The sequence below is a fragment of the Microbulbifer sp. S227A genome (genome assembly GCF_049800935.1).
In genome coordinates this window covers 148,131-161,349 of the sequence record NZ_JBNAFZ010000007.1, presented here as the reverse complement: position 1 = coordinate 161,349, position 13,219 = coordinate 148,131, and the positions used below count along the sequence as shown (strand labels likewise).

Annotated in this window: 14 protein-coding genes; 12 read left to right on the top strand and 2 right to left on the bottom strand. The window is 55.0% G+C overall.

Translation table 11 applies throughout. From position 1 onward, the window contains the following. Positions 1-83 precede the first annotated feature (83 nt). The 6 genes from ACP15R_RS17230 to ACP15R_RS17205 all read left to right on the top strand — a co-directional run bounded on the left by ACP15R_RS17230 (position 84) and on the right by ACP15R_RS17205 (position 4,888). Complete coding sequence (locus tag ACP15R_RS17230; protein WP_224867878.1) at positions 84-770, top strand: MotA/TolQ/ExbB proton channel family protein; 687 nt, start codon at positions 84-86, stop codon at positions 768-770. A gap of 52 nt (positions 771-822) precedes the next feature. After that, positions 823-1,362 carry an ExbD/TolR family protein gene (locus tag ACP15R_RS17225; protein ID WP_224867880.1) on the top strand — a complete coding sequence of 180 codons (540 nt, stop codon included), beginning with the start codon at positions 823-825 and terminating at the stop codon, positions 1,360-1,362. Then, positions 1,359-1,880 carry an ExbD/TolR family protein gene (locus ACP15R_RS17220; RefSeq protein ID WP_224867882.1) on the top strand — a complete coding sequence of 174 codons (522 nt, stop codon included), beginning with the start codon at positions 1,359-1,361 and terminating at the stop codon, positions 1,878-1,880. Before ACP15R_RS17225 ends, ACP15R_RS17220 begins: the two co-directional genes overlap by 4 nt. 12 nt (positions 1,881-1,892) lie before the next feature. After that, on the top strand, positions 1,893-2,912 hold the full coding sequence (locus ACP15R_RS17215) for an AgmX/PglI C-terminal domain-containing protein (RefSeq protein ID WP_224867884.1): 1,020 nt from the start codon (positions 1,893-1,895) through the stop codon (positions 2,910-2,912). Positions 2,913-3,278: 366 nt separating this feature from the next. Continuing rightward, positions 3,279-4,076: a LuxR C-terminal-related transcriptional regulator gene (locus ACP15R_RS17210; RefSeq protein WP_224867886.1), complete on the top strand. Its 798-nt coding sequence runs from the start codon at positions 3,279-3,281 to the stop codon at positions 4,074-4,076. Further along, on the top strand, positions 4,076-4,888 hold the full coding sequence (locus tag ACP15R_RS17205; protein WP_318247430.1) for a helix-turn-helix transcriptional regulator: 813 nt from the start codon (positions 4,076-4,078) through the stop codon (positions 4,886-4,888). The genes ACP15R_RS17210 and ACP15R_RS17205 overlap by 1 nt, the downstream gene beginning before the upstream one ends. Before the next feature lie 357 nt (positions 4,889-5,245). Here ACP15R_RS17205 and ACP15R_RS17200 read toward each other — a convergent pair whose 3' ends face one another. Next, positions 5,246-5,635 (bottom strand): DUF2237 family protein, encoded by a 390-nt coding sequence (locus ACP15R_RS17200; protein ID WP_224867888.1) that lies wholly within the window; start codon positions 5,633-5,635, stop codon positions 5,246-5,248. Positions 5,636-5,637: 2 nt separating this feature from the next. Then, positions 5,638-6,249: a DUF2939 domain-containing protein gene (locus ACP15R_RS17195; protein WP_224867889.1), complete on the bottom strand. Its 612-nt coding sequence runs from the start codon at positions 6,247-6,249 to the stop codon at positions 5,638-5,640. A gap of 219 nt (positions 6,250-6,468) precedes the next feature. On the opposite strand from ACP15R_RS17195, the gene ACP15R_RS17190 reads away from it, so the two are divergent. The 6 genes from ACP15R_RS17190 to ACP15R_RS17165 all read left to right on the top strand — a co-directional run bounded on the left by ACP15R_RS17190 (position 6,469) and on the right by ACP15R_RS17165 (position 13,171). Further along, on the top strand, positions 6,469-7,218 hold the full coding sequence (locus ACP15R_RS17190; protein WP_224867891.1) for a DUF975 family protein: 750 nt from the start codon (positions 6,469-6,471) through the stop codon (positions 7,216-7,218). A 68-nt stretch (positions 7,219-7,286) separates the two neighbouring features. After that, on the top strand, positions 7,287-8,069 hold the full coding sequence (locus ACP15R_RS17185; protein ID WP_224867893.1) for an RDD family protein: 783 nt from the start codon (positions 7,287-7,289) through the stop codon (positions 8,067-8,069). Continuing rightward, entirely contained in the window at positions 8,066-9,079 is a 1,014-nt protein-coding gene (locus tag ACP15R_RS17180; protein ID WP_224867895.1) for a stage II sporulation protein M, read from the top strand. Before ACP15R_RS17185 ends, ACP15R_RS17180 begins: the two co-directional genes overlap by 4 nt. Continuing rightward, entirely contained in the window at positions 9,076-10,710 is a 1,635-nt protein-coding gene (locus ACP15R_RS17175; RefSeq protein WP_224867897.1) for a DUF4129 domain-containing protein, read from the top strand. Before ACP15R_RS17180 ends, ACP15R_RS17175 begins: the two co-directional genes overlap by 4 nt. Then, positions 10,707-12,149, top strand: a complete 1,443-nt coding sequence (locus ACP15R_RS17170; RefSeq protein WP_224867899.1) for a DUF4350 domain-containing protein — start codon at positions 10,707-10,709, stop codon at positions 12,147-12,149. Before ACP15R_RS17175 ends, ACP15R_RS17170 begins: the two co-directional genes overlap by 4 nt. Continuing rightward, entirely contained in the window at positions 12,146-13,171 is a 1,026-nt protein-coding gene (locus tag ACP15R_RS17165) for an AAA family ATPase (RefSeq protein WP_224867901.1), read from the top strand. The genes ACP15R_RS17170 and ACP15R_RS17165 overlap by 4 nt, the downstream gene beginning before the upstream one ends. The last annotated feature ends 48 nt before the right edge of the window (positions 13,172-13,219 follow it).

The following is a 13,219-nucleotide window of genomic DNA, read 5'->3' as shown; positions in this document are numbered from 1 at the left end:
AAAGATACTAGTGTCCAAATTAATTTTTTAGAAACACATACAACTTAATCACAACAAAAATCTTTACGTCCCGGAGATTTACCATGGAGTTTTTCAACACACTGCTGCGCTTTTTCCAAAATGGCGGCGCCTTTATGTATCCCATCGCACTGGTGCTGGTCATCGGCATTGTGCTGATTGTGGAGCGCTGGGTTTTCCTGTCCCGCGCCAAGTTCGCCAACCGACGCGCTTATGGCCAGGTTCTGCCGATGATGCAGCAGCGTAACTTCGCCGCCGCGCTCAAGTTCGCCCAGGGCGAAAAAGCCCCGGTAGGCAAGATCGTTGCCGCCGGTATCAGCACCGCCCAGCACGCGCGCAAAGATGAAAACATTGCGATGGCCATCGAAGAGAGCATTCTCGAAGCGGTGCCGCGCCTGGAAAAGCGCACCAACTACCTGGCCACCCTGGCCAACATCGCTACGCTACTCGGTCTGCTGGGTACCATTATCGGCCTGATCGCGGCGTTCACCGCGGTAGCCAATGCCGACCCATCAGAAAAAGCCACCATGCTGTCTTCCAGTATTTCGGTAGCGATGAACACCACCGCCTTCGGCCTGATCTCCGCCATTCCGCTGCTGCTGGCTTACTCCATGCTGCAGAACAAAACCAACGAGATCATCGACAGCCTGGAAATGGCCGGCGTGAAGTTTCTTAACCTGATTACCCTGACCCGCGGTCAAAAAGCGGAAGCGGCGGCGCGCCCTGCGGCCAAAGCCGGTGCACCGGCTTAATCGCCCTAAGCGCTAGACCCGACAACGTTAAGAACGAGAACAAGAGAGAGCCATGGCTATCCGACGCAGGCTGGAAACCGACCCGGATCTGGACATCACCTCTTTTATGAGCCTGATGACCGTTCTGGTACCGGTATTGCTTCTGAATATGGTGTTTTCCCATATCTCCGTACTGAACCTCAACCTGCCAGGACTGAGTGATGCCAGTGCGGCGGAGCAGAAAGAAAATCAACAGCTGGAAATGGTGCTGCGCGCCGAATACATCGACATCAACTATCCGGCGGGCATTCGTGTGAAGCGAATTCCCAACCGGGACGGTGCGCCGGATTTGAAGCTGGTGTCTGACGTGTTGCAGGAAATCAAACGCGCCCTGCGGGATAAGGACATCGACAAGAAAGATGTGGTAATTCTCTCTGAACCGGGGACCTCATACCGTACGCTGGTGAGCGCCATGGACACCGCGCGTTCTTTCCGTGCGGTGGTTGCGGCTTCCGTAGTGGACGCGGAGCTGTTTCCACAGATTTCCCTCGGCGACGCGCCCCAACAGGGTGACGCAGCGCAGGACAAGCAGCTGGCAGGCAACGCATTATGAAAGCGACGATCGGCGGCAAGCTGAAAGGGCGCAAACAGCGCCGGCATAAAGAAACAAAACTGAATCTGGTATCCCTGATGGATATCTTCACCATCCTGGTATTTTTCCTGCTGGTGAACTCCTCCGATGTGGAAGTACTGCAGACGGACAAGACCATCAAACTGCCGGAATCCACCTCCACCCAGAAGCCGGAAACCACCACGGTAGTGCGCGTGAATGGCGACCAGCTGATGGTAGGCAACCGTATGATTGCCATGGTTGCGGACATCTCCGCAGACCAGGAGCAGATCGAACCACTGCTGAACGAGCTGAAGTACCTCGCCAGCCGCGCGGAACCCCTGCCGGAAGAGAAAAAGGAGCTGGGGCGCCCGGTGACCATCATGGGTGACGAAGAGGTTCCCTATGCGCTGTTAAAGCAGATCATGAACACCTGTGCGGCGGCAGACTACCGGGATATCGATCTGGCGGTTACCCAGACAGCACCGCAGGACCCGGCGGCACCCGCCGCTGGCCAGTAAGGAGGCATGCAGATGACACCAGCCTCCCCAGCAAGCGGCCGCGCGGCTTTAATGCCGTGGCACTACTACAACTCGAAACTCCCCTGGGCCTCCACAGAAGAGGAAGACCAGCGATTTGGCAAGTTCCTGCGCTCCGGTTTTATCGCGTTCGCGGTACTCGGTGCGCTGTTCACGTTTATTCCGGCCCCGGAACTGACCCGTGAGCAAAAAGAACAGCTGCCACCGCAGTTGGCACGGGTTATCCTCGAGAAAAAAGAGCTACCAAAGCCGGTGGAAAAGCCCAAGCCAAAGCCGGTAGAGAAAAAGGTTGAGAAGCCCAAGGAAGTTAAAAAAGAAAAACCCAAACCGGTGGAAAAACCCAAGCCAAAACCGATCAAGACCGTTAAGCCGAAACCCCTGAGTGAAAAGGCCCCGGCAGCAGAGGTTGCCAAGGCGCGGGAAAAGGCGGCAAACAGCGGCCTCATGCAGCTGCAGGACGACCTGATGGATATGCGCGATAGTCTCGACGTATCCCAGGTGGCCAACGCCAACTCCCTGGCGAGCGGCGCAGCCAATGCGCAGAAGATTGATCGCTCGATGATCAGCGATAAATCGAAGACGGCCAGCGGCGGTATCAATACCGGACAGCTCAGCCGCAATACCGGCGGTTCCGCACTGTCTGGCCGCGAAACTACCCAGGTGGAAGTGGCGGAAGCGACTGCGGCGGCCGAGTCCAGCGGCAAACAGGCGCGTCGTGAACGCGGCTCGCGCGGTGAGGAGTCCATCCGCCAGGTTATGGAAGCCAACAAGGGCGCGATCTTTGCGATCTACAACCGCGCCCTCCGCCGCGATCCGACGTTGGCGGGCAAGGTTACCGTGAAGCTGGTGATCGAGCCCAACGGGGTTATTTCAGCGGTAACGCTGGTGAGCAGTGAGCTGGAGAACGCGGATCTGGAGCGCAAGTTGCTCGCGCGCATTCGCCTGATCAATTTCGGCTCCGCCAACGTGGAAAAATCCACCCTCAACTACTCCATCGACTTCCTGCCTTCTTAAGCATTTAAAATTGCTATCGCCGGTGAGCTCCTGTTCCAATCTTGATCAGCGGGCTTACTGGCACTTCCTGCATCTTCTGCTCTTTAGTCGGTCACTACCTCGACTTTTTTCGATTCAGCATCAGAGCCCGTCCATACTTTCCTGTATTTTTTGACAGTTCAGAGTGTTTTTTCTGCCCTAAGTAGCAATTAGGATTGCAAGAAACGAGCAGGTTCTGGTACAAGTGTCCCACCAGAACTGTGACGACGTTCACAATATAAACTTGGATTGGCCGCCCGTTGCAGTAGGTAATTTTGTCGGGAATACCACAGGCCATACGTTGATTCCGTTGGGATGTTTAGCGGGAAGGTAAAAGGGACAGCCACAATGGCCACAGAAGAAAAAGAAAAAGCACCCGATACGGGCATGCTCACCGAAGTCTGGGAGCAGAGCGATAATGTGTTCGCCAAGGGTAAGACCGACCTGAGCCGGGTACCGGTAGACGAACTCGTCGGGCGCGTGTTCAGCAATGGCCCCCATTACCATTACGTGTTTGATCTGTTCGACCAGGAGCTGGTGTATGTAAGCCCGCTGGTGGAACAGGTCCACGACCTCAAAATCGGCGACATGACCTTCCAATCGATCCTGGACCAGATTCATCCAGAAGATATGGATTTTGTCGCCAGCGCCGAGGCCACTGCCATACGCTTGCTGCAAGAGCGTATTGGTATGGATAAGGTCACCAGCTATAAAGTGTCCTACTGTTTCCGTTTTCGGGCAAAAGGTGGCGAGTACCGACTGTTCAATCATCAGTCTTTGGTTTTGGATACGGACAGCCATGGACGGATCAGTAAAGCACTGAATGTACATACGGATATTTCCCACCTGACGACGAAAAATAACTATCGCCTGTCCCTGATTGGCATGGACGGCGAGCCCTCCTTCATCAATCTGGAAGTGGACAACTACTCCAAGGCAGAACAGTCCAATCGACCAAGCTTTACCGAACGCGAGTTGTCGGTGATCCGACTGGTTTCAAAAGGACTCACCAGTGCCCAGATTGGTGAAGCCCTGTCGTTATCGGAATACACCATTAAGAACCACCGCAAGCGTATTCTGAAAAAGGCCGGCTGCCAGAACATGAGTCAGCTACTGGCGAATTGTGTGGGCGAAGGCGTGATTTGATGGATCTCCCCGTCAAGCTTCCTCCAAAGGAATTGGATGAATTGAGGGAATCGACCTACCCTGCATGGCGGAAGGTTCCGGATCTTTTCGCCCGGCGGGATGTGGTGCAGCAGAGACTTGAGCTGGATCGTTTTATCAGCGCCTGCTTTAGCAGCGGTCCCTGTTATTACTATGTGCTGGATTTTCTCAATCTCGACAAGCCCATGCTGGTTAGCCGAGAAATCGAATCGATTCTGGGGTTAGACGCGGAACACACAACGATCGAATCATTGCTTGACCGGGGACACCCGGAAGATATTCCGTTTGTCGCCAAGGCCCAAGAAACCGCATTCGCCATATTAAAAAACCAGCTCGGCATGGCGCGGGCCAAGGAATTTAAAATATCCTATAGTGGCCGACTGCGCGTTGCCGACGGCAGTTACAGACTGTTCAATCACCAGACCATCATCCTCGATACCAACAAACAATTTGGTATCGCCCGTACGCTGGGAATTCACACCGACATCAGTCACCTTGCCCAGCACGGCAGCCGCAAGCTTTCACTGCTGAATCTGCATGGCGGGGAAAACTACCGCAATATTGACGTTTTCAACAATCCTGACCATTTCCTCGCCACCCCATCACTTTTCACTCGGCGGGAACTGGAAATTGTGGAACTGCTTGCGGAGGGAAAGACAAGCGCTGTCATCGGCGAGTTACTGGGAATTTCTGCGCATACGGTAAAAAACCACCGCAAAAACATCCTAAAAAAATCCGGCTGCAAGACGACAGGACAGTTGGTTTCGAAGTGTCTTAACGAAGGCCTGATATAGGCCGAGACGGATTCAGAGAAGGGCAAACTGCAGCAAATAGATCCGAATGGGCTATTGCCCGGCACCGCGAATGGGCGCATGCTGAATTCTGAGCAGACCGCACGCCGGCATTAACGGCGGCCAAGATAGGGACTTCGCGCTCACCAACAAATTTTCATCCTGTGAGTTGGTTACAGCCGCAAGGCTGGCTCTGGGTAGGCCCGGACGGCTTACTTCAGAGCACTTTTTTCTCGCATCGTCACCTTTCGTTGACGCTCTTCTCGCACATTCCTTAAGCCACCCATTTCACGCCGCTCGTCTGGCGTTGCGTTGGGCAATGATTGTGCTTGCCGCGGCTCACCAGGCTGGCCCCGACGATTAATTCAAGTCGACCGCGTACTGACGCAGCACCTCCATTGGCACGATTTCCAGCGCCTTTACGTGCGTGCGCTGCAAAAATACACGCGGTGCCATTTCCACTTTCTGCGCTTCCAGCCAGCGGGCCGCACACAAGCACCAGCGATCCCCTGGATTTAGCCCCGGAAAACCAAATTCCTCCACCGGTGTGCTCAGGTCGTTGCCGCGTTCCGCGGAAAACGTCAGGAATTCTTTCGTCACTTCGACGCATACCGTGTGCGAACCCAGATCCTGATCATTGGTGTTGCAGCAGCCGTCGCGGAAAAATCCAGTTAACGGGTTCGTGCTGCAAGGCACTAAAGGATCACCAAAAACGTTCAACGACTCGTGCATTTCCAGAGCAATAGCCATGGTTATTCTCCACCGGGTACTTCGTCTATCAGTTCAATATCGACCAGTTGCCAGCGCAGCCCGCTCCGTTGCAAACGCAGTAACACGCGGTCAAAGTCATCGCGATTGCCGCACACCACTTCGACTGTATTCATACCGGTAAAGTACCAGTGTTGTAACCGCCAGTGATGACCGCGGCCTGAATCTGTCTCTGCGCTTTCTTCTGTCGGCCCACGGCGTTGACTGGCGGATGGCGCAGCAACACGATGCTCACCCATTCCACTCAGCTCTCGCTCGAACTCGCGCCAGTCTTTCTGCCCCTGGACAAGTTGCACGATACCTTCTGGGCTGATCAACCGCTCCAGTAGCGGCCCAACAAACAGATCCGCGCCGGCCTTAAACAAATCGCCAAGTGCCGGAGGTAAGTCATCACTGATCGATTCACGAATTTCATCCTGCAGCCGCCCGCGGATATTGCCGCGTAACTGGGGAAAATCCACATAGCGTTCGAGCCTGGCGACATCTTCGTTCTGCGCGGCCTCAATAAGCTGGTGTGCGGAATACCAGGGGAGGGCCACATAAAACATGATCAAGACAGATAGTAGCAACAGGCTACGCAGTAACCATTTCCCCATTGGGCATGAACCCTCGCAAGATTCGAGTCTGTAGTCCATCCATATTAGCGCTGTGTGCAGCTGAATTACAGGCGCTTACAAATGCGAGGCAAAGTAAGATTACGGCGCCAATCCTGTGTTATTGTTGCTCACCGCTCCGCCGGCAAGGGGTAAAAACACGGAACTGTGTTCGCCGGCCAATAAAAATGACAAAAATTGTTGGATTAAGGAATATCGACCATGAGTGATATCTATAACGCACCACAAGCTGACCTGTCAGGGGACCATGAGCCCAGTGGTGGCGAAGGCTCCATCCCCAAAGCACTCGCTGGGGATTATCAGGTGGCCATTGGCGAGACCTTGAGCGAAGCCTGGGCCAAAACCAGTGGTCGTAAAGGTACTGTCTGGCTCGGCGTATTGCTGTATTTCGTTGCTTACGTCGCCATTACCGTGATCGCCAACCTGATCACCGGCCAGTCCATGACTAATCCGGAAATGAATCAAGGGTTCGGCGCGATCCTTTCACAGGTAATTATTGTTGCCGCATCGGCGCCATTAGGCGCAGGCCTGATGATGATTGGTATCAAGATCGCACGCGACGAGCAGGTCTCAGGCACCGAAGTGTTCGCTCACTTCGACAAGACATTGCCACTGGCTGTGGGCATGATCCTCATGTACGTCCTTGTAGTACTTGGCTTTATCCTTCTCATCCTGCCCGGTATCTACCTGATGATTGGCTACATCCTGATGATGCCACTGATCGTAGATAAGAACCTGGGCGCATGGCAGGCATTGGAAGTTTCCCGTAAAGCGGTGACCAAGCACTGGTTCCCGATCTTTGGCTTTATGATCGTCCTCGGCCTGCTGTATCTCGCCGGTTTCCTGGCGCTGTTGATCGGTCTGATCTGGGCTATCCCAACCCTGGGGATCGCTTACGGCATCCTGTATCGCAACATGTTTGGTGGTCACGAGGCCAATCCGGAAATCTAATTTCCGAAGTTCCGGCGGCGCACGAGGTGCCGCCGGATCTGCCTCAAGCGTTTACTTTGTAGCGACCAATGCACTCCTCTACAGCCCGCTCTACTGACCGTTCTGATGCGGAAACACCGCTCGACACCCTGTATCAAATCGAAACGCCGGAAGGTATCGACTTGAGCGTACAGGTGGCAGGCCCGGTTCCACGCATACTTGCCTATGCGGTAGATCTTTTATACCGCACACTTATTCTCGTCATCCTGGGGATTGCACTCACCTTCGCCGGTAAGGCCGGTGTAGGCTTCTGGCTGCTCGGGTCGTTTATTCTGGAATGGTTTTATCCGGTTTTTTTTGAAATGTTCCGCGGTGGGCAAACCCCGGGAAAACGTGCGTTTTCGCTCGCTGTTGTCAATGACAACCTGACACCCGTCTCCTGGGGCGCATCCATTATGCGCAATCTACTCCGTTTTGCGGATTTTCTCCCTTTTGGATACTGCGCCGGAATGATCAGTATGAGTGCCAGCCGATACTTCCAGCGTCTTGGCGACTACGCTGCCGGCACGCTGGTTATCTATCGACAGGAAGAATCAAATCCAGTCGCACTCCCACAAGTGCCACCCGCTCCCCCACCCAAAGGTCTGAAGCTGCAAGACCAGCAGGCGATTATCAGCCTTACAGAGCGTAGCACCGCCCTCAGTAAAGGACGCCAACAAGAGCTTGCCGAAATATTAGAGCCAATCACGGGGCATCGCGGAGAGGCGAGTATTCGCTATTTGCACGGTGTCGGCCGTTGGTTACTCGGTACCCGCCAGAAGCCAGCGACCGGTGCAGGGGCTGACACTCGGGATAAAGGCGTAGCGCCATGAAGCAGAAAGACTTTGAGGAACGCTACAGCCCATCGTGGGCACGCATTGAAAACTATCTTGCGGGCTACGAAAAAAATACGATCCCGCAAACACAGGCTTCAGCAGATAATTCCACGCAACAATTCGATTTGCCAGTTGCCTATCGTGACCTCTGCCAACAGCTGGCAATGGCCAAGGAACGTCAATATACCAGCTACCTGGTAACGCGACTGAATCAACTGGTGATGGCCTGTCATCAACGTGTCTACCAGCAACAGTCGATCAGCAAAAACCGCTGGCTGGACTTTATTATTCGTGGTTTTCCATGCGCCTTGCGGGAGCAGGCACGTTTTGTATGGCTCGCCTGCGGCCTGTTCTTGGCTCCGGCACTGGTTATGGGGCTGGGCTGCTACTGGAACGATGCACTGATTTACGCAGTCATGTCACCGGAGCAGGTACTGCAGATCGAAGCCATGTACGACCCCGCCAACCGGGTGCTGGGTCGCGAACGCGGCTCGGATTCTGACTTGCTGATGTTTGGTTATTACATCAAGAATAATATTGGAATTGCCTTTCGTACTTTTGCCTCGGGTATTGTCTTTGGCCTCGGATCAATATTTTTCCTGGTCTTCAACGGCGTATTTCTGGGCGCAGTTTTTGGTCAACTTACCCGGGTCGGATTTGCGGTAACTTTTTATCCCTTCGTTATCGGCCATGGTGCTTTTGAACTGACTGCTATCGTATTTGCCGGTGCCGCCGGCCTGATGCTTGGCCACTCGCTGGTCAACCCGGGTAATATCAGTCGACGGGCAGCGTTGCAGCAGGCGGGACGTAATGCGATGAAGATCATGTACGGTACGTTTCTAATGCTCGTTATCGCCGCTTTCCTGGAGGCATTCTGGTCCTCCAGCACCACGGTTAGCATGGAAGTGAAACTGGCAGTCGGTGCGCTGTTCTGGTTGTTGGTGATCAGTTACTGTGTGCTCGCTGGACGAGGCACCCACACAGATTCCCGCGAGGTTGTGCGGTGAACCTAAACCAACTGGTGGTACATGCCAGGCAACGCAGTAACTGGGAATCGGTCGATCTCGGCATATTACTGGCACGGCGTCACTGGTTGCTCTTGGCGACACTGTGGCTCATACCTGCCGCAGCTGTATTCTCGCTGCTGTTGCTGATCTTTCCCGACAGGCCAAATCTGGCCCTGCTGGTTGTCTGGTGGCTAAAACCGATGTTTGAACGCCTGCCTTTGCTGTTGGCCAGCCGGCAGTTGTTTGCACAACGGGATAGCTACCCGGAGGCGCTGAAGTTGTTTTTCCGCGCAAACCGCCATGACGCCCTGTCATGGATCAGCTGGCGCCGGCTGAACTTCACCCGCAGCTTTGATTTGCCGCTCACCGTGCTCGAACAAGCCAAAGGTCCTGCGCGCACCGCGCGCCAGTCGCTCCTGCATCGACAAACCGCAGGTACTGCCAGCTGGCTACATATTGTCGGTGCCCATGTAGAGCTGATTTTGAGCGTTGGCCTGTGGGCGCTAGTGTATATGATGCTGCCGGAGCAGATTGAAGTAGATTGGCTGCCATTGATGCAAGGCGACAACCAGCTCTTCATGTGGCTCGCCAACGGCGCCAGCATTCTGGTCATGGCTGTAGTAGCACCCTTTTATGTTTGCGGTGGCTTTATGCTGTACATCGGGCGCAGGGTTGACCTCGAGGCCTGGGATGTGGAAATCCAGTTCCGTAAGCTGCGTGAGCGATTCACATCAAAGCGCGGTAGCCGAAACCATTCACGACAAGAAAACAATGATCCAGCGCAGACACCGCGCAAGTCTTCGCCAGTAAACACCACCCTGAGCTGCCTGTTCGCGCTCATCCTTTGTGTACCCCTTGCCATGCCACAGTCAGCTCTGGCCGATGTGGTAACACCAGCGCAAGCAGAGGAACAGATCGATGCAGTCATGTCGGATGACGCATTCCACGAAAAAGAAACCGTGCGCGGCTGGCGACTCAAGGATTTCGAGGAACGCAAGTACCGTTTTCCCGAATGGCTCATCGCAATCATTGAGTGGCTCGAGGGGCTGGGGTGGGACGAAGAAAGCGAAGAGACCGAGGCCTCCTGGATCCCGCTGCTCGCGGGTATCGTCGAAGTTATTCTCTGGGCCCTCGCCCTGGCATTGGTTGCCTGGTTGGTATGGCATTGCCGCAACTACATTCGCCAGGCACTGGGGTTGCGCACACGCACAGACCATGCACCGGCGCAGCGGCCGGAAACACTGTTTGGACTGGATGTCCGCGGTGACAGTTTGCCGGAAGATGTCACCGCAGAGGTATTAACGTTGTGGGAGCGGGGCCAGCAACGAGAAGCCATAAGCCTGCTCTATCGCGCGAGCCTGGCGCATCTTATTAATCGGTATGACTGCCCCTTCCAGGATCATCATACAGAGGCGGAATGTGCGCGACTGGTATATGAAGAATCAGGGCTCAACAAGCAAATCACACCCAAACTGGTACAACTTTTCAGCCGCCTAACGCAGGTTTGGCAACATCAGGCCTACGCCCACCGCGCTCCAGCAACCCCGCTGCTCGAATCACTTTGCCGTGACTGGCACAGCAGTTTTTCTGCCACGCCGACAGACAGTGATGCACAGGGGGGGCAAGCATGAGCACCCATATGAAAGGTTCCCGTGGTTTTGCCCGTGCTGCCCTGCTGTGGACACTGCTGATATTAGGCATTTGCGCAGCGGCGTTCCTGTACTTTTTTGAGTACTACTCAGAGGAAGTGGATCGCGGATTCGGCACTGAGGCACGTCGCAACCCCTACCTTGCTGCAGAGAAATTTCTTGATCGCATCGGCATTCCGCATCGGCAGGCAGACAATATTGCCGTTCTTCCGGCGCTCAACGACAACGATGTCCTGTTTCTCGCAAATAGCAACCTGATCTACAACGAGCAACGGCTCTGGGAATTGCTTGAATGGGTCGAGCGAGGTGGCCAGGCGATCGTTGTGAGCAACCAGCTTACCACCGACGGCGAGCGTAATTTACTGCTTGATCTACTCGGACTGGAAGTTACGCACGGGGATACCGACCTTTATTTCAACTGGCGCTTGCGTGAAGTTTTTGGTGATGAAGCGAAGACACTGCAAGAGAAAACGGTCAGCGAATTAATGCGCGACCACAACCGCAAGCTTGCCGAGAAATCGAAGAACCAAAAGTCAGACACTGCGCCCATCGGGGACGGGGTAGAAGCGGCGCAAGATGCAGTTACCGAGGATAAGCGCAACCCTGAAGTCGATCCCGAACGACTGATTAATCTGACCAGTGATGGCGGTACCAGTTACTCCCTGTATTTTGATCCAGAGTTGCTGCTAAGCCACGCGATGATGGCCCAGGGCGATGAAGTGGATGTGCAGGGTGGGTTGCTACACTGGGTCACTTTTCAAGATCCAACCCTGCACACTGACCAGGTGTTAGCGCAACCGGGCGATATCGCCGGCTATGACAGCGACCTGCTGCACCATCAGTCACCTCTGGTATTTTTCGAGTACGGCCACGGCCGGATCACACTGATGGCCGACAGTGGCCTGTGGCAAAATCGACGCATTGGTGAATTCGACCACGGGTTTTTCCTGGCACATCTCGTCGGCCACAAGAACCTGGTGATGATCACCCACCCTCATTTTCTTGGCTTCGGTGAATTAATTCGACGCTACTGGCTGGAATTTTTCACTGCCGGGGGGCTTGTATTACTTGCCTGGATTGCCAACCGCAGCCGTCGCTTCGGCCCGCGGGATCCAGAGGGCGCGTCAGTGCGTCGCTCGCTGCTGGAGCATGTGCGCGCATGTGGATATTTCTACTGGCGTGAGGACTCCGCCCGGAAACAGTTCGAAAAGGTCCGATCGCAGCTTCTCGGAAAAATACTACCTCATGCGCCCAGGCCTCTCACAGAGGATCGACAAGCCGAAGTCGGTCAGTCACTTGCCGAGCGTACCGGGTTAACTACCGCTGAAATTATCACAGCCTTGTGGGGGCCTGCTCCCCACAGTGAAGAAATGTTTACCGCGTGCATGCGCAGCCTTCAGATCATTGAGGACGCCTTATGAGCGAATCCACCCTGGACCAGACAACACTTTCCGACGAGACTGCCGCCGCATCGGAAATCACAGACTCGCCATGGCAACAGGCAAGTTCGCTTGCTGACGAACTCCGCGCGCGAGTGAACAAGGTAGTCATTGGCCAGCAGGCCGTCGTCGATCAGGTACTGACGGCACTCCTGGCCAACGGACATGTCCTGCTGGAGGGCGTACCGGGGCTTGGCAAAACGCTGTTAGTACGCAGCCTGTCACAAGGATTTGGCGGCGAATTCCGTCGCATACAATTCACACCGGATTTGATGCCGGCGGATGTCACCGGGCACGCGATCTATCACATGGCGGAGAGTCGCTTCGAAGTACGGCGCGGACCGGTGTTCACCAACCTGTTATTGGCGGATGAAATTAACCGGGCCCCCGCGAAAACGCAGGCGGCGTTGCTGGAAGTCATGCAGGAGCAGCAGGTCACCATCGACGGGGAAACCCACAAAACTCCCAGCCCTTTTATGGTACTGGCGACACAAAACCCGGTGGAGCAGGAAGGTACCTACCCATTGCCCGAGGCAGAGCTTGACCGCTTCCTGCTCAAGGTAATCATTGATTTCCCCTCTCAGGAAGCAGAAGAGCAGCTGGCCGCAGCGGCCAGCGCGGGGCATATCGAGGCCCAGCTCACGAGCAACCTGCAGCCAGTTCTTGATGTCGCCGGGCTACAACATCTGCAGCAGCTGGTACCACAGGTGCAGGTGGACCAAGAAGTGTTGAGCTATGCCGTACGCCTGGTACGCGCGACCCGCGTGTCTTCCCAGCTGCGTCGCAGTGCCGGGCCCCGCGCGAGTATCGGCTTAATTCAGGCCGCAAGAGCCCATGCATTACTGGCAGGGCGAGAGTTTGTTCTGCCAGACGATATCAAGTCGATGGCCATTCCGGTGATGCGCCATCGCGTAGCCGTGTCACCAGATATGGAAATTGATGGTGAAACGGCCGATACGGTACTGGCACAAATCATCGAGACCGTCGAGGCGCCTCGGCTGTGAGACCATCGCCACGGTTGATGCGGCTTTTACTCATTGGGTGTGGTAGTG